Origin of the sequence: Fundidesulfovibrio putealis DSM 16056 (genome assembly GCF_000429325.1) — a bacterium.
Taxonomy (GTDB): domain Bacteria; phylum Desulfobacterota; class Desulfovibrionia; order Desulfovibrionales; family Desulfovibrionaceae; genus Fundidesulfovibrio; species Fundidesulfovibrio putealis.
Genome location: NZ_AUBQ01000003.1, coordinates 154,998 through 171,053, shown reverse-complemented (window position 1 = coordinate 171,053; position 16,056 = coordinate 154,998). Strand labels below are relative to the sequence as shown.

Annotated in this window: 14 protein-coding genes; all 14 read left to right on the top strand. The window is 61.3% G+C overall.

Translation table 11 applies throughout. The features are described 5' to 3' along the window. The first annotated feature begins 7 nt into the window (after window positions 1-7). Window positions 8-1,294, top strand: coding sequence for a TcpQ domain-containing protein (locus G453_RS0100895; protein WP_027189515.1), 1,287 nt, complete (start codon window positions 8-10; stop codon window positions 1,292-1,294). 44 nt (window positions 1,295-1,338) lie between these two features. Further along, window positions 1,339-2,940 carry a secretin N-terminal domain-containing protein gene (locus tag G453_RS0100890; protein ID WP_043643888.1) on the top strand — a complete coding sequence of 534 codons (1,602 nt, stop codon included), beginning with the start codon at window positions 1,339-1,341 and terminating at the stop codon, window positions 2,938-2,940. A gap of 3 nt (window positions 2,941-2,943) precedes the next feature. Next, a complete protein-coding gene (locus tag G453_RS0100885; RefSeq protein WP_027189513.1) occupies window positions 2,944-4,191 on the top strand; it encodes a type 4b pilus protein PilO2 in 1,248 nt (415 codons plus the stop codon). A gap of 392 nt (window positions 4,192-4,583) precedes the next feature. Further along, window positions 4,584-5,213, top strand: a complete 630-nt coding sequence (pilP, locus tag G453_RS0100880; protein ID WP_027189512.1) for a type IV pilus biogenesis protein PilP — start codon at window positions 4,584-4,586, stop codon at window positions 5,211-5,213. 10 nt (window positions 5,214-5,223) lie between these two features. After that, entirely contained in the window at window positions 5,224-6,765 is a 1,542-nt protein-coding gene (locus G453_RS0100875) for a GspE/PulE family protein (RefSeq protein ID WP_027189511.1), read from the top strand. Further along, entirely contained in the window at window positions 6,762-7,826 is a 1,065-nt protein-coding gene (locus G453_RS0100870; RefSeq protein ID WP_027189510.1) for a type II secretion system F family protein, read from the top strand. The genes G453_RS0100875 and G453_RS0100870 overlap by 4 nt, the downstream gene beginning before the upstream one ends. A 1-nt stretch (window position 7,827) precedes the next feature. After that, entirely contained in the window at window positions 7,828-8,301 is a 474-nt protein-coding gene (locus tag G453_RS0100865; RefSeq protein ID WP_027189509.1) for a type 4 pilus major pilin, read from the top strand. A gap of 2 nt (window positions 8,302-8,303) precedes the next feature. After that, window positions 8,304-9,326: an ATPase, T2SS/T4P/T4SS family gene (locus G453_RS0100860; protein WP_027189508.1), complete on the top strand. Its 1,023-nt coding sequence runs from the start codon at window positions 8,304-8,306 to the stop codon at window positions 9,324-9,326. Further along, a complete protein-coding gene (gene pilM, locus G453_RS0100855; protein ID WP_027189507.1) occupies window positions 9,323-9,745 on the top strand; it encodes a type IV pilus biogenesis protein PilM in 423 nt (140 codons plus the stop codon). The genes G453_RS0100860 and pilM overlap by 4 nt, the downstream gene beginning before the upstream one ends. A 14-nt stretch (window positions 9,746-9,759) precedes the next feature. After that, window positions 9,760-10,866 carry a shufflon system plasmid conjugative transfer pilus tip adhesin PilV gene (gene pilV / locus G453_RS0100850; protein WP_027189506.1) on the top strand — a complete coding sequence of 369 codons (1,107 nt, stop codon included), beginning with the start codon at window positions 9,760-9,762 and terminating at the stop codon, window positions 10,864-10,866. An 847-nt stretch (window positions 10,867-11,713) separates the two neighbouring features. Beyond that, window positions 11,714-11,872, top strand: coding sequence for a hypothetical protein (locus G453_RS27650; protein ID WP_156920743.1), 159 nt, complete (start codon window positions 11,714-11,716; stop codon window positions 11,870-11,872). A 59-nt stretch (window positions 11,873-11,931) separates the two neighbouring features. Next, on the top strand, window positions 11,932-12,576 hold the full coding sequence (locus tag G453_RS0100840; RefSeq protein ID WP_235731656.1) for a lytic transglycosylase domain-containing protein: 645 nt from the start codon (window positions 11,932-11,934) through the stop codon (window positions 12,574-12,576). A gap of 1,032 nt (window positions 12,577-13,608) precedes the next feature. After that, window positions 13,609-14,190 carry a hypothetical protein gene (locus G453_RS0100830; RefSeq protein ID WP_027189502.1) on the top strand — a complete coding sequence of 194 codons (582 nt, stop codon included), beginning with the start codon at window positions 13,609-13,611 and terminating at the stop codon, window positions 14,188-14,190. 142 nt (window positions 14,191-14,332) lie between these two features. Beyond that, on the top strand, window positions 14,333-16,000 hold the full coding sequence (locus tag G453_RS21620; protein ID WP_169725268.1) for a type IV secretory system conjugative DNA transfer family protein: 1,668 nt from the start codon (window positions 14,333-14,335) through the stop codon (window positions 15,998-16,000). Window positions 16,001-16,056: the final 56 nt, after the last annotated feature.

Genomic DNA, 16,056 nt, shown 5'->3' with positions numbered 1-16,056 from the left:
CGTGAAGATGGCAAAATACTTACTGCTTCTGGTGTTGTGTCTGTCCGGATGCGCCATGCAGGGCCGCCGTGCCGAGATCGGCGGAATGCCGGCATATGACGGCGTGACGGACACGTATCCCGGCGATGCCGGTCCTTTGGCGAAAGCTGCCGCCGACAACCTGGCCGAACAGTATCCGCCTGGATCGACCTCCGTGAGCCTGGCGAAGGTGAAGACGCCCTTCGGCAACGCGCTGGAGGCGGCCTTGCGCGAGAAAGGCTTCTCGGTCTCTTCCGACGGCAACGGCATTGCCATCGGCTACACCCTGGACATGTTCCAAGGGCAAACGCCGCCGACGTGCTACCTGCGGGTGCGCACAGCCGATGGCAACAGCTTCGGGACCGTCCGGGTCGTGGGCGTGGCCACGCCTCTCCAGGCCGGAAACCCGGCCTCTCCCGTGGAGTCAAAGGACTTGCCGCAAGAGCAGGCCGTTGAGGATCGCCCGGCCACGACTCCGGTTGCTTCCTCTACTCCGCCCCAGCCCCATCCCGAAAGAATGATGCCCGTCTCTGGGGGTCGGGCCGCCCTTGAAGCGGCGCGAGGCGATGCGACACCGGTCCGGAGCAAGGCCACGGCGGCGCGGATCGCCAAGCGTAATCGCATCCAGGTGGCGGACTTCTGCCGCTGGAACTCCGTGGCCCCGGAGAGCGTTTTGGAGGTCGGAAGGCTTGTGTATTTGCGTGAGCCTGCCGCCGGCGCTCCTGCCGCTGTGGCCAAGGCAGAGGCTGTTGCACAGCCTGTGGCCAGGACTGCTGATCGTCCCGCCAAGCCCCTCGCATCCTCTCAGCCAGCAACCGCGCCTTCCCCTGCTCCGGTCCAGGTTTCAGCGCCCGAGGGCAAGCCTGGCGCGCCAGCCTCTGCCCCTGCTCCCGCGAAAGCCACGGTTCCGGCCGGGAATTCGGCGGGGACGCCCCCTGCTGTCCAGGCCGCACTTGCAGAACTGACCCCGCCCTCCGCCGGCGCTGTGGAAAAGGTGCTGCCGGAAGTGGCGGCTGAACCGACCTCCGCCAAAGTATTGGAATGGGCGGTAGAGCCGGGCGGTGTGAAGCGACAGATGGAGGAATGGGCCGTGCGGGCGAAGTATCGCCTGATTTGGCGCTCGAAGCGAGACTACGTGTTGGAGACGCCAGCCCGTTTCGGCGGGTCGTACGAGGAGGCCGTGAAGGATTTGTTCACGGGGTTGCAGCGGGGCGGGCATGCGTTGCGCGTCACCATATACCAGGGAAACAACGTCGTTGAAGTGGCTGAAGACTAAGCCAGCAGCCATAGAAGGAGGAAGTAGTTGTGACAAGAAGTAAAATGCTGGTGCTGGCCGTAATGTTGCTGGTGTTGGCCATGAGCGGCTGCGCAAAACCGCAGAAGCATGAAGTGGATATAGAGCGCCAGGGGGAGAAGTTCAGGGAGCAAAGCCGTTCACGGGCCGTGATGGTGACCACGGAGCCATACATAGGGGCCAAGGCGGTTGAGTTAGGAACGGATGCGGACCCCGTGCTGAACCGGCATGTGACGCTCAAGAAGAAAGGCACCCTGTCGCAGATCACCGCAGCCATCGGCGAGCTGGTTTCACTGCCCGTGCAGGTGGGCGCTGATGCGGAGGGAACCATTAGCCCTGCGGCGCAAGCGCCAAAGCAGACTCCCCCGGCCATTCCCCAGGCTGGCCAGCCTGGTGTGAACCTGGAACTCGAGTCTTTGCTGAGCGTGCCCGGGGGGACTGGAAAAGCTACCACCCCCGCGCTCGATGCGCTGTCCGGACGCCAGCTGTCGATATCCTACGACGGCCCGTTGCGGGGACTCCTGGACCAGGTGGCCGTGGCATCGGGTTACGGCTGGGACTTTGAAAAGCAGAGCGGAAGCATCGTGTTCGCCCGGATGATGGTCAGGACGTTCACCCTCCTCGGCGCTCCGGGAACGGTCACGTTCGAGAACAAGGTCACGAACAAATCCAAAGAAAACAGCTCCTCAACCATCAGCGGATCGCAGGTCAACAGCGCCGTTTCCAGTTCGGACACGGCTGCGCAAACAGCGCAGTCCACCGGAACGAAGCTGTCCTTCGACATCTTCGGTGACACCGAGAAGGCCGTGAAGGCGCTGCTGTCGCCGAAAGGCGCAGTGGTCATCAACCAGGCTGCGGGAACTCTGACTGTTCGGGATACTCCGGACTCCGTCAGGAGGGTGGCCACCTTCGTTGAGGACATCAACAGCAGGCTTGGCCGTCAGGTGGCGCTCACGGTGCAGGTGTGGTCGCTGTCCATCAGCGACAATACGGACATTGGATTCAACCTCCAGGGGATCTTCGAGGACAAGGAACTTTCGATCGCTGCCGGAAGCCTTACCAATGTCGGCAATCTCAACACGGCGACCGCCACGATCGTATCCGGCAAGCTCAAGGGGTCCTCGGCAGTGCTCCAGGCATTACGCCAATGGGGAAATGCCTCTCAGGTGACTTCTGCAGGCGGCCTGGTCATGAGCAACCAGCCGGTGCCGGTCATGGCCATCGAGCGGCACGCCTACCTGGCCAGCGCCGGGACCTCCACCACGAACTACCAGCAGACCACGGAGTTGACGCCCGGCGAGGTGACCACGGGATTCGCGATGACCGTCATCCCGCACATCCTCGATCAGCGCCGCGTGATCCTCCAATACAACATCAATCTCTCGGCGCTCGAAGAAATGAAGGAGATCGAGACGTCGGACATCACACTTCAGTTGCCGCAGACTTCGACTCGCGCTTTCGCACAGCGTTCAGCGATGAGAATGGGGCAAACGCTCGTGCTGTGCGGTTTTGAGAAGCAGTCCACGGATTCAAGTACATCACTTGGAATACCAACCACAAAGAGGACGGCGAAGTCTGGAAGAACGCTGCTGGTTATCACCATCCAGGTGGAATCGGCGGAGGTCTAGGTCATGCGTGAGTTGGTCATTGGCAACAAACGTTATGCGGTGGGGCTGCACTGGCGTCCTGATTCGCCGCGTCCGGGCATGGAGGCGTTGCGGCGCGAAGCCCGCAAACTGGACCCCGTGGCGGACATGGTGACGTTCAGGCAACGCCAGCACGGGTTCGGCTGGAGCGGCGGGGATGAGCGCCGTTGGCGCGGCGTGAGGCCCTTGGCATCGAGTCTGCGCATCCCGTCGGATGGATTCCTGGGCTTTTTCCGCCTGGAGGATGCCCAGGGGCCGTACTGGTGGGTGTTCTCGCTGTTCCGTGGACAGATCGACGTGAAAGGCGACCTGGTGTTTTCGGAGCAGGACAAGGCCGAAGCCTGGTTCCAGGGACTTGCGGGGATACCTGAGACGGAATTCGAGTCGAAGCGCTGCGAGGACGTGGAAGAAAGCGTGCGGTGGATTACCGCCCTGCTGCCGCAGTTTTCACTGGAGCTGCCCTTCGTGCGAGGGGCCGCGCTCACTCCATTGCGGGACGGCTATGGGTTGCGCCCGGGCATGCTGTGGGCGGCAGGCGGCGTGGTGGTCCTCATGTGCGGCGGCTTCGGCTTGAAGCTGTACCTGGAGCATGAGGAGCAGCAGCGCGCTCAAGCTGCGGCGCAAGCGCTGCTGGTGGGAAAGGAGGAGCGCCGGCGCGAGATCGAGGCGCGCCCGGAGATGTATTTCCCGAAGCAGTGGGAGTCCGCGGGCGCTGTTGGTCCCATGCTCGATGCCGGTATGGCCGCGATCCTGGGGCTGCCCGTGACGGTGAGCGGTTGGGTCCTCGATGGCGCATCGTTCACGGGCAACGAGGTGTCGGGCTGGTATGCGCACCAGCCTGGGGCCAGTTTCCTGGCCCTGCCGGCAGGAGCGCGTCTTGAGACGCCGCAGAAGGCGGTGCTGTCCTGGCCGGTGCGAGTGCCCCAGGGGGAACGCCCGAAGGGGCTCCTTCCCCGGGAGCAGGCATCCCGGCGGCTGTACGAGAGCGCCCAACTGCTGGGAGCACATCTGAAACTCTCCTTTGCCGGGGCTCAGCGCCGTGAGGTGGATGGAATCGAGGTTTGGTGCCCGTGGCTTGAGGGGCAATGGGAGCTTGCGGGGGTGCCGTCGCTGGTTGTGTCGGACGGTTCGTTCCCGGAAGGCCTCACATTATTCCCGGGACTCACGCTTTCGAGTGTTTCCAATGACAAAGGCGCATGGGCGCTCAAAGGGAAGATTTATGCCCTCAGATAAAGACAACGTGATGCTTCCAGGCAAGGGCGACGCGCCCGAGAAGAAGCCCTCTTCACGCGAAGCGTGCAGGCTCTTTGCGGAGCGTACCCAGCCCGGACAGGGAACGCCAACTTCAACAAGCTGTCCCTATTCCCCAGGGCAAGCCTGTCCACCTCGCGCCCTCCCAGGCCTGCCTTTGAACAGTCCAGGCAGCCGAGCTGGCAACACTGCCCGGGCGAAGGGCACGGGCTCCGGCCCGCTTCGGGCCGGTGGGGGCCTGTGTGCCTTTCTCCCGGAGGCGCCTGAGCAGCAGCGCAGAGAAGAAGCGTACCGGAAGGCCATTGCTGACGCCATGCGTTCGGACCCGAGCGTGCTGTTGAGCGGTGAGATCAGATTCCCTGAGGAGGCTTCCAATGCTGCTCGGTGAAGGACGCAACAAGCGCAAAATCATTATGTGGATCGGGGCGCTGGCGCTGGTGGTGCCGTCGCTGTGGATGATCGTCGGGGAGGTCAGGCAGAGCTTTTCCCCTCCAGCGCCTCCAATCAAGGCCGGGGCGTCGGCTCCTTCTTCGCCTGGCGTAAAAACCTCTTCCGCTCCGGCTTCCGCGCCGAAGGCCGAGGCCCCGGGCGCAGCTACAGTTGCGCCGTCTCTCCAGGCTGGAGCGCCGTCCGTGACGGTGCCGGTGGCAGGTAATCTGAAGGAACTGACGAGGTTGCGCGCGGAGTTGGAGGAGGCGCGCTTGCAGGCTTCGATAGCTCAGGAGCGGGAGAAAGGGGCTCCGAAGGCGGCGGCTGCTCCGGTTGTGATCGCACCTCCTCCGGCCGTGACCTCACCCGTGCACAAGGAAGCCCAGACCGGGCCGGTGGTTGAAAGCGTCCAGGGAGCGGATGGACGCCTGACGGCAAGGGTCCGGCTTGGTTCCGGGAAGGTGGTGGGGGTTCGTCCTGGCGACCGGCTGGCCGACGGCGTTGTGGAAGCTGTGGGGCGTGACGGAGTTTCAATCCGGAAAGGCCGAAGCCTAACCATGATCGGATTTGAATAGGGAGACGCCCATGGAGACCGCGAAGATATTCGAAAAGATTCCGTCCAAGCTGCGCAGCCGTGTGGCGCTTGTGGACGGCGTGCTGCACGTGAGCGCCGAGGTGCGCGACGAACCAGAGGTACGGGAATGCTACAGTCATTTATACCACTCGTGGGGGGCTATTAAATACGAATTCCACCCGCCTGAGGAGTTCGACAAGCAATACGCCAACCAGTCCGCCAGGACCGGACAGGGCGAAAACGACGTGGTGCAGTACGCCATGGACCTTCTGGCCAAGGCGTACGAAGCGAACGCGACGGACATCCACATCATCGACTCCGGCCCGTATACGATGATCCGGTTCAGAATACTTGGGATGCTGGCGAACTACACGCACCTGGAAGGACCGTTCGGCCGCCAGGTGATCGCGTGCCTGTACCAGAAGATGGGGCAGTCGTCGGACACGAGCTTCAGCCCGTCGGAGCGGCAGGAAGGACGCATCGCCAAGCGGGAGTACCTGCCGGGCCCCGTGCATTCGGCGCGTGTTCACTGCGAGCCCATCGAAATCACCCAGGCGCAGGATAGCGTGGGCACGTCCATGGCCTTGCGGCTCCTGTACGACTCGACGCTGGCCCAGGGGAGCCTGGCCGAACGGATGGGACGGCTGGGATTCACGCCGGAGCATTGCGAGACCATGCAGTTCCTCACCCGGCGCACGGGTTTGACCATCATCTCCGGCCCGACCGGGCACGGAAAGTCTACCCTGCTCAAACACATCATGGAGGCCATGGTGGAGCGGACTCCGGAAAAGGCGTTCTTTTCGGTGGAGGACCCGCCTGAGTATCCATTGCGGGGCGTGCGGCAGGTCCTGATCGAAAAAGTCAAGGACGATAACAAGCGAGCCCAGGCGTACAAGGACGCCATTGCCGGGGCCATGCGTTCGGACCCGGACGTGCTGATGATCGGCGAGATTCGCTATGACGCGGCGGCATTGGCGGCCATAGACGCGGCGCTGACGGGGCACGGAGTGTGGGCCACTCTGCACGCGAACAACGCCTTCGGGATCATCGCCCGCTTGGTGAGCATCCTCTCGGGAAAAGCCATGAACGCCTTGGATCTTCTGTGCGACCCGAACGTGCTGGCGGGCCTCACCTATCAGCGCCTTTTGCCGGTGCTTTGCCCTGAATGCAAGGTGAAGATGCTGGAAATGAAACCCAAGGAGCTTGCGCGGTTCGTGCCTCGGGATGTCCAGCAGCGGCTGGACATCGTTTTGGCCGAGCAGGAGGGCGTGCATGTGCGCGGCCCGGGCTGCGAGAAGTGCCATGGGCTCGGGCTGGTGTCGCAGACAGTGGCGGCGGAGGTGATCGCCCTCGACCAGCGGATGCTGGCGCACCTGCGTGCGGAAAAGATGGCCGACGCATACGACTACTGGCTCAACGAGAAGCACGGCAAGAGCTACGTGCAGCACGCCTTGGACCTGATCCGGCAGGGAGTGGTGGACCCGTACTTGGCCGAAGAACGCCTTGGGGTGCCTCTGGACTTCAACCAGATGTTCCTGGAGGGGCGGCCGTGAAAAAGACGGAATACCTCTCGGCGCGCTTGAGCTTTGGTCCGGGCGTCCGCCAGCGCGCATGGCGCAAGCTGGCGGCGCAGACGAACCACGGCCTGAACCTGCTGCGCGCGGTGGAGCTCTTGCGGGCAAGAGCTGAACAACGCCAGTCTCCGGTGAGGCTGGTGTACGCTCAGGTGCTCGAATCGCTTTCGCTCGGCCTCGACCTGGGGACGAGCCTCACCGGTTTCGCCAGTCCGGAAGAGATCATGCTCATATCCGCCGGCCAGCGCTCGGGCACACTGCCCGAGGGCCTCCAGCTGGCGGCCGGACTGCTCACGGCCAAGGCTGCCATGCGCCGCGCAGTGTTCTCCGCCTTGGCCTACCCCGTGTTCCTGTTCGCCATGGTGGGCGTCGTGCTCGCCGTGGTGTCGATCATGGTCATGCCCAACCTGGCAGCGCTCTCCTCGCCCTCTTCCTGGACCGGCGCTGCCTGGGCTCTGTACGCGCTGACCAGCTTCGTCGCATCGCCGGCAGGAGGCATGGCCCTCGCGGTGCTCCTTGGGGCCATCGCCTGCGGAACAGCTGCCCTGCCGTTCTGGACCGGCAGGACGCGCCAGGTGGCCGACGCGATCCCGCCCTGGTCGATCTACCGGCTCACCGTGGGCTGCACCTGGCTCTATACCCTGGCCACCATGATGCGGGCCGGCGTGCAGCTGTCCCGTATCCTGGAGAGCATCCTCGATTCGGAATCGACCACGCCGTACCTGCGTGAGCGGGTTTTGGCGGCTTCTCGGGAGTTCGGCATGGGCAAGAACCTCGGAGAGGCCTTGTATGACTCAGGCTTTGATTTCCCCGACAATGAAATCGTTGACGATTTAAGGGTGTACGCGGCTTTGCCGGGCTTCCACCTGCGAATGAACGAACTGGCCACGGAGTGGATGGACGATGGGGTGGAGCGCGTGAAACGGCAGTCCCGTGTGCTCAACCTGTTCGCTCTTGTGCTGATTACGGGTCTGGTAGGCCTTATCGCCGCGTCGATAGGCTCTCTGCAAACACAACTGCTGCAAGCTGGAGGAATGTAAAATGAGCTTTCTTGAAACCATTGGCGCGATTCTCGTGGCGCTGATCGTCCTGGCCGGAGCGGCCTTGGGGCTGCAAAAGGCTTTTACCGGCGTGAAGCTCAACGACACCGAACAGAATTTAATCGTCTTGCGCATGCAGACGCAGCAGTTGTTCTCGGGAAGCCCCGGCTACACGGGTCTGGACAATACCATGGCGCTGAACGCGGGCCTGGTTCCCAAGCAGTTCGTAAAGGGCACGGAGCTGGTCAACCCATTCGGGGGAACCATCACCCTGGCCGCGTCTTCGGACGGCTCGTCGTTTACCATCACACTCACTGGAGTCCCGAGGGAGGAGAGCACCAAGTTGGCCACCTTCCAAGCGGACGCATGGCTTGGCGTGAGCGTCAATGGCACGGACGTGACCGGAGGCAGTGTCTCGGACATCCAGTCGGCGTGCAGCAGCTCGAACAACACCATCATATTTGCTGCGAGGTAGGCATGCCGTTGTCGGATCTTGTGTTCTCCGACCTGTTGATCCTGCCGGACGGGACGGGGCGGCTGAAGGGCTGCCCCGATTCGGGGCAACAGCTGGTGGAGCTGCCCGGAGAGTATGCGGATGAGATATCCGATCTGCCCAACAAGCTGACGGGAGCGTTCCTGACCTCGCGCCGTGATCCGGAGACAGGGGCGCGCGTAGGCAAAACCACTATCCGGTTCCTGCACCAGGACGTGCACTACCGGGCGGCGGACTTCGAGGACGTGAACGGCGGCCGAACCTGGTTCTTGCGCCGGCTGCCCGAAAAGGTGCCCGGTCTTTCGACGCTGGGGCTACCTCCCTACTTATGCGAGTGGCTGCTCATGCGCCAGCAGCGTCACGGGCTGGTGTTGGTGGCCGGAGCGCAAGCCTCCGGCAAGACGACCACGGCCAGCGCCCTGGTGGCAGGCCGTCTGGAGCACTTCGGGGGCCATGGGGTGACGTTTGAGTGCCCGGCGGAACTCCCTTTGGCCGGGGCCTGGGGGGAACACGGCTACTGCTTCCAGACCGAAATCGACTCGGAAGCCGAGCTGGCCGTCCACATCGAGCGGGCGCACCTGTACGCCTCGCCCAACGTGATCTTCATCGGGGAAATCCATACGCGACACGCGGCCACGGAGTCATTGCGGGTGGCCATGGGATCGCGTCAGCAACTGGTGGTGGCCACCATCCACGGCTTTGATGTGCAGGCCGCCTTGGAGCGCCTGCTCAACTGGGCCAGGGAGACCGATGGAGCCAATGCGGCCGGGCACCTGGCCAACTCGCTCCTGGCGGTCATCTTCCAGGACCTGGAGTGCGAGGAGCGGTTGCAGAAGGTGCCTCAGTTCCTTTTGCTGCCATTCCCCTATCCTGGCCAGTCGAATGAATCCCTGATGCGCGTGCAAGGCACACGGGCCAAGCTTCGCAGTTGCCAGCTCCACTCCCTTGGCGACGACATGCGCCAGATCAAGAACATCATCGGCCGCGACGGGCTGGAGGCCATATGAAGGCCTTGGCCATTTTGATGGTGCTCATGGGGGTGATGGCCCTGATCCGGTTCGTGGAAGAGGATGCGCCGCAAGCATTGCAGGCCCGGGCGGTGGCCACGAACTACGCGGTCTTCAGAAACGAGGTCTACCGCTACGTCTTCGACGGGCACAAGGGCGCTGGGGACGTGCCGACGGCGGCGCTGACGCTGCCGGCCGGCTACGTACCCCTGCGGCCCTGGCGAGCCCGGGTCGATTCCGGCTGCCTGTATGTCTGGGGGACTGCCTCATCCGACGAAATAGAAGCCACACGCGAGCTGTTCTGGGGAAGTAAAGCAGTGGGCCGCGCAAGCGCCGGCTTCATGGTGCCGGATGGCGTGACGCCGGTCCCGGGCTTCGTCCCCGAGGGGAGCTTGGTCAGTGTCACAGGGACGGAATAAGGCCCGGAGGTCCAATGAAGATCATTGAAGTCATAGCCTCACTACTCGTGATGTTCGTGCTGTTGCCCGCGATCGCGTCACTGTGGCAGCACGGGGCCACGGAAATGCAGAAGCGCCAGGCTGCGGACCAGTTGACCCAGGTGAGCCGCGCGGCGGCGTCCTATGCCCGCAAGCACCAGACCACGTTACTGGGCTCTACGACCGCAACCAGTGGCCCCGTGATCACTACCGGCCCGCTCGTCACGGAGCAGTTCCTTCCGGCAGGCTTCACGGGGAAGAACGTCTGGGGTCAATCCTATCAGGTCTATTTCCGCCAGCCGTCGGCGAACGCGATCCAGGCCGTGGTCCTCACGACGGGCGGCCTTGGCCATGACCCGGGCCAGCCGAAATTCGGGACCGCAGTTGTGCCGTCGGCCGCATCCATGGCGGGCGGTACGGGTGGCTATATCCCGACAGGCGCGATCACCGGACAGTCCACCGGCGTCCTGCAGGGAGCCTATGGAGGCTGGACCCTCGACCTGGCCAGCGTGGGCGTCCCTACGCCCGGAGCCGGGCATCTGGGCACCCTCTCGACCTACGACTCCAGCAGCCTTGGCCAGGATTTCCTCTACAGGATCGCTGTCCCGGGCCATCCAGAGCTGAACGCCATGCAGACTGAGCTGGACATGACGGATCACGCCATCCGCAAGGTCCAGGAGGTGCAGTTCACTGCGCGGACGCTTGGCACGGAAACCTGTGATGCCGACACGGAAGGCAGGGTTTTCCTGGATGTGACTCAGGGCCTCTACATTTGTCGTAATGGGCAGATGGAGGTTGTCGCTGATACCGGGAACTCACTCCTGCTCAAGGGGACCCAACTGGCGCAGGATGGGGACCTCATCACCATGCCGTCCTGCCCCCCCGGCACCGGCATGACGCCACAGATATTCGTGACTCCCACTCTCGCAGCTGCCGGAGCTGACGCTCCTCCCATCACAGCGTTCCAGAGCTGGGCCGAGACTGCCAGTGCCACACAATGGCGGGTTCGTTTGCGCCTGCTCACCACGGACGACAATCTCGGTTGGGTCAACCCTGCGTCTTCCTACGGGCGAATCCTGGTTTGCACAACATGCGCCAAATGAAGTCACGGAGTATGAATATGAGAAGATGCATCTTTTCGCTTGTTACAATCGTCATGCTCACGGCTGCCCACTCCCTTGGGTTGGCCGCCGATTCGACCAGTTTCAACCCCACAACGGTCCCGATCACTGCGCAGAGCACGATCGCCGTCGGGACGGTGGTCGCTTGGCCTGCGAACTCCAGTCCCTTCGATGTGTCCAAGTGGCTCGAATGCAACGGCCAGGCCGTTCCGGCAGGCAGCCAGTATGACCGCTTGCGCGTGGTCTTGGGCGGTGGGGCGGTTCCTAACTTCAACGATCAATTCCTGCGCGGCACGACCACGGCAGGGCTCGTCGGCACGCAAGTTTCGGACACCATCAGGTCGCATACCGTGTCCGTTCCTGGGCAAAACGCACCTGTCAGTGGTGGGTTGAATTCGACATCTTTAAGCGGATCAGCGTCATCCCAAACATATTGGTTTACGCAGACAGTAGTTAATACAGGAGGGGATTATACAGGTGGTGGAGGCATGGGTGCTGTTACTGGTGCAAATTACAACACAGAAACTCGTTCAACATCAGGCGGCTCAATTTCCGGGTCGCTCAATAGTGGATCGTTGACGGGCACAGCCTTTGTCAGCGCTCAAACCGGGACATACTCCGGTAGTTCCGAAACCGCTCCGGTCCACACGCGGGTCCGGTATCTCATCCGCGCGGTCCAGTGATGCAAGTCCACCCCCAGATGATGGCTCACAACCTGCTGAGGTCGATGCAAGGACCTTTCCCGGCTCTCGATGAATTGAGGATCGGGCGGGCGTTTCTTCTCCTGGAGGTCTCTGCTGACGGCCAGCTCCATGTCGCGGAAGTGATCGTGCGCCAAGTACGCAACCTCCAACAGGGGGTCCAGGTCGTCGTGTTCATTGTCTACTCCACTGACGGGCAAGTCCTGACCCCGGGCGATACCATCGAGCGCCAGGTGGACCTGGAAGCCGAACAGAATTGGACGCTGGCCCAAATCCATTACTACTAGCCGCACGGCGAACAGGTCTCATGACATTCCATCCCGTAAACTCCCATTCGGCTGATCCCATGACACCCATCCTGGCCATGCTGAGAACCCTGGCGCCCTGCACCGCGCTGATCCTTCTGCTCGCCGTGTCTCCTGCTCACGGCCAGGCCCTGGACACGCTCTTTGACGCGCCATGCGAGCGCTACGGCGTTCCGAAGCAGCTGGCGCTGGCCATCGCCACTAAGGAATCCGCCATGCGGCCCTGGGCGCTCAACATCCAGGGCCGGACGGTTCAGACATCGAGCAGGGAACAGGCGCTGGAGGTGAGCCGGGCGGCCATGGCCGCCGGACTCTCCTTCGATATCGGCGTCATGCAGGTGAACTCCCAATGGCTGCGGCGCTACAGGCTGCCCCTGGAGAGCGTTCTTGACCAACCAGGCAACATCCAGGTCGGCGTCTGGATATTGGGCCAGGCCATCAAACAGCATGGCCTGACCTGGCGCGCCGTGGCCGCTTATCACACGCCGGGCGTCGATACGGAACGCGGCCGTGCCTATGCCGAGGATGTCATCAGGATTCTCAGAGGCGAGCCGAGGGCTCGCGCCGTGACTGCAAGCCCGAACGTGTCAGCCGCGTCGGCTGCATCGCCGATGCTGGTGAAACGGTATCGGGTCGTGGCCGAGGATACCGAGCGTGTGGCCAGGCCTGATGGCAAAAGGAACTGAGTGGGGCTTTCTCTCCGAGCCCTGGCGGGCGGCTTTGCGCCCGCTGGGGCCGGAGAGTCCGAGCGGAGCGAGGGGGGCCATTCCGGCGGCCCGGAGCCGGTGCACAGGCCACACAGGGAACGTCAGGCAGATCAAGCCAGGTTGACCAGGTGGTTCGAGCCGACCACTCCGCTTTCACAGGCCCATGGTCGAAATGGCCAGAACCGGAACGAATTGGAAAGGAATTGCCCTGTTCCGGCACGTACTGGAACCACATTGGAACAAGCTTCCGCGATTCGGACAGAACTGGAGCGAATTTACATGAACCAGAACGGTATTGCCCCCAAGTGGAACGCAATGAACCTCATTTGGAGCGTAGTGGACACTATGCAGGTGAAAACGGCCTCGCAAAGCCACCTAACAGACGCGGCGGAGGGGCTGAAAACCCGAACACAAACCCGAATCCGGGATTCGGGTTTTAAAGGCAAAATAGTGAATGAAATCATATATTAGAGCCCGCCGCCCCGTTCCAGACCACCCCCTCCCAACAAGTTGAGAGAGGGTGGTCTGGAACGGGGCGGCGGGGAAGAAGAAAGACAGTGAAAGACAGTGAAGAGTAAGAAGTAAGGAAGAAGAGTTATTAAGAGTAGGTCAGTAGAGTTAGTAAGATAATGAAAAGAAAGAAAAAGAATTAAGAATAAGAGGGGTAATCAGCTGATGGGGTAATGGCACTCGAAGACTCGTGCCGATTACCCCATCAGCTGATTACCCACCGAAGGAAGGATGTGCCGCGCTGGATGATGCGGCACATCGAAAGGCAGAAAGGCACAAAGACAGAAAGGCAGGAAGACGAAAAGGCAGAAAGGCGGGAAGACGAAAATACAGAAAGGCACAAAGGCATGAAGACGGAAAGGCATAAATGCGAAAATCCGCAGAGAGACGGAGGGGGCGTTCGGAAGGCGCGGTTGTGAAGAGTACGATGCACTTTTCACAGCAGGCACAGAGAGTCGTCCCATTCGCATGTGAACGTACCAGGATCAGAAAGGCGGCGTTGTGACACGGAAAGAACAGGAACTCATCGAACTCGCGCATCAATGGGGATACTGCACCCTGGATGATGTGACGCTCTTCTTGGAAGTGGCGAAGTCAACTGCGAGCGAACGACTTAAGCGGCTCGTTTCAAGCAACAAGCTGAAAATGACGCAATCCCGGCTCGGCGTGAACCTCTATCATCTGGGCAAAATGAAGTTCAACATTTCGGATTTCGACCACGACAGGAAATGCAAGGAGCTTTGCAAGCACATCCTCGGGAAGCTCGATTGCGAATACATCGGCGGCGCGAAGCTGCGGAGCCTGATCATCGAAGAAAAAGGAAGGAGGGGCCTCACCGAGAAGATACCGGACTTCGTGATCACATTCCAAGGGAAGAGCGCCGCTATCGAGGTCGAACTGTCGCAAAAAAGCCTGAAGCGGCAGGAAGAGAACATTTGGAAGTATGTGGCGGCATTGCGCAACGGTGAATACTTCAAGGTCGTTTATTATTGCGGGTCGGAGGAAATCAGGGACCGCGTGTTGATGCTGGCGAGCGACAAGGTTGTTCGCGATTACATTGAAGCGAAAATGATGCCGCTATGAGGAGTGTTGCATGATCAGAAAAGACGACGCGAAAACGACCCTGCTGGGCGTCCTGCCCATCGCATACTTCATCTTCAACTTCTGGTTGTCTCCCATCCCATTATTCTTCGGCGCGGTCGCGTACTGCCTGGTCATGCTTCGCATGAAAGACCCGGACACCAAGCGGACGCTAAAAAAAAGTCTGGCAGTGGCCTTTGTGGTGTTATTTTCAAGCTCGTTCATTCTGTACCGAGGCAATGCGTTTATTCAGACTTTGGCAATCTGGCACTACGAATATTTCAGCATGGAGGCCATTGCAAATACCGACGCGCGAAGCATTCCTTACTTCTTCACCCATCAACCCATGTATGACTGGCTGGTGGTTTTCATCGTTCCGTCCATCCTGCTTGCCCTGACAACCGCTTGCGCCTGTGGGATGGCCGGTCTGTCACTCAAGCAGCATGATTCCATCAAGGGTGTTCTCGCGCAACACAGGGGCGAGAAGCGGCTGAAGCCGCGTCACTGGAAGCGCTTCACAAGGCAGACGGAAAACACCGTGCCCATCGGGTTGAGCTTCAAGACGGCATTGCCCGTGGCCATTCCCCACGAGTGGCTCACGCAGCATCTCTGTCTCATAGGGACTACAGGTGCGGGCAAGACCGTGAGCCTCTACAACTTCATCATTAACGCCGCGCTGAATCGAAAGGCCATCGTCTTCGTGGATGGCAAGGGCGACCGTGGCAATATCCGAAAGTTCAAATCCACAATGGCTGACTATGGAATTCCCTGTTCCGTCATCACCATGGACGGAGATACCGCGTACAATGCCTTTTCGTCAGGCACCCCGGATGAACTTACGGATAAGATCATCGGCCTGTTCGACTGGAGCGAAGAACACTACAAGCTCGGAGCCAGGAGCTTCCTGCAACAACTGCTCATCGCGTTCACATTGCGCGGAAAACGCCCCTCCCTTTCCAACGTGGTGGAATACTGCGATCGCCGGAACGTGAAGCGGCTTCTGGGCATAAAAGACGATCCCAAGAAGGCAAAGAAGCAGAAGGAGGACGCGAAGGTCGAACCCTTCGGTCCTGAGGACGTGGACAGGAAAATGCCTGAGCAGGTGGTGGAGCCTGAAGCGCTCCGCTGCTGGCGGCTGATGGAGAATGTTGATCCCAAGGCCGTATCCGGCCTTCAGGGACGCATTTCAGCGCTGGCCGAAGGAGATCTTCGGCCGATCTTCAAGGATGGCGGGTTGAACCTGGCCGACTCCATCGAGCGCAAGGAGGCGGTTCTCTTCAGCCTCGACAGCCTGAGGTATCCTGAACAGAGCCGGGCGCTCGGGCGGCTCATCGTCAACGACCTGAAAACCGCCATTTCCGTCCACTCCCGAAACAGTCAGGAAACCCCCGAGCCGGTGGCCTTGTTCTTCGACGAATTCAACGTCTTCGCTTCGCACCAGGTCGTGGACATCATCAACAAATCCCGCAGCGCGGGATTTGAAGCGCTCCTCGCCTTCCAGAGCCTGGCGGACATCGACAAGCTGGAGAGCGGCGAGGCTCTTCGCCGGCAGATCATCCAGAACTGCAACACGCTCATGGTGCAGAAGCAGAACGACCACAAGGATGCCGAAGAGCTTGCAAGCTTGTTCGGCACAAAGGAGGCGCTCAAATCCACAGCACAGTCAGACGAGGACGAGTTCACCGGCATGATGAGCAACCGCCTGGTGCGGGAGTTCGTCGTGCACCCGGACGACATCAAGCGGCTGGAGACCGGGCAGGCCTTTGTCAGGCACGGCGTCTATGAAGACAAAGTGCAGATGGCTTCCAACTAGGACGGGGAAAGCGAGAGGGGGTGTCGCCCCCCTCTCGCGCTCTCCCACGACCATGG

What these genes read in the sequence shown, in the direction of transcription:
- G453_RS0100895 (WP_027189515.1), top strand. Translation starts at nt 8, where the DNA reads ATGGCAAAATACTTACTGCTTCTGGTGTTGTGTCTGTCCGGATGCGCC.
- G453_RS0100890 (WP_043643888.1), top strand. Translation starts at nt 1,339, where the DNA reads ATGCTGGTGCTGGCCGTAATGTTGCTGGTGTTGGCCATGAGCGGCTGC.
- G453_RS0100885 (WP_027189513.1), top strand. Translation starts at nt 2,944, where the DNA reads ATGCGTGAGTTGGTCATTGGCAACAAACGTTATGCGGTGGGGCTGCAC.
- pilP (WP_027189512.1), top strand. Translation starts at nt 4,584, where the DNA reads ATGCTGCTCGGTGAAGGACGCAACAAGCGCAAAATCATTATGTGGATC.
- G453_RS0100875 (WP_027189511.1), top strand. Translation starts at nt 5,224, where the DNA reads ATGGAGACCGCGAAGATATTCGAAAAGATTCCGTCCAAGCTGCGCAGC.
- G453_RS0100865 (WP_027189509.1), top strand. Translation starts at nt 7,828, where the DNA reads ATGAGCTTTCTTGAAACCATTGGCGCGATTCTCGTGGCGCTGATCGTC.
- G453_RS0100860 (WP_027189508.1), top strand. Translation starts at nt 8,304, where the DNA reads ATGCCGTTGTCGGATCTTGTGTTCTCCGACCTGTTGATCCTGCCGGAC.
- pilM (WP_027189507.1), top strand. Translation starts at nt 9,323, where the DNA reads ATGAAGGCCTTGGCCATTTTGATGGTGCTCATGGGGGTGATGGCCCTG.
- pilV (WP_027189506.1), top strand. Translation starts at nt 9,760, where the DNA reads ATGAAGATCATTGAAGTCATAGCCTCACTACTCGTGATGTTCGTGCTG.
- G453_RS0100840 (WP_235731656.1), top strand. Translation starts at nt 11,932, where the DNA reads ATGACACCCATCCTGGCCATGCTGAGAACCCTGGCGCCCTGCACCGCG.
- G453_RS21620 (WP_169725268.1), top strand. Translation starts at nt 14,333, where the DNA reads ATGAAAGACCCGGACACCAAGCGGACGCTAAAAAAAAGTCTGGCAGTG.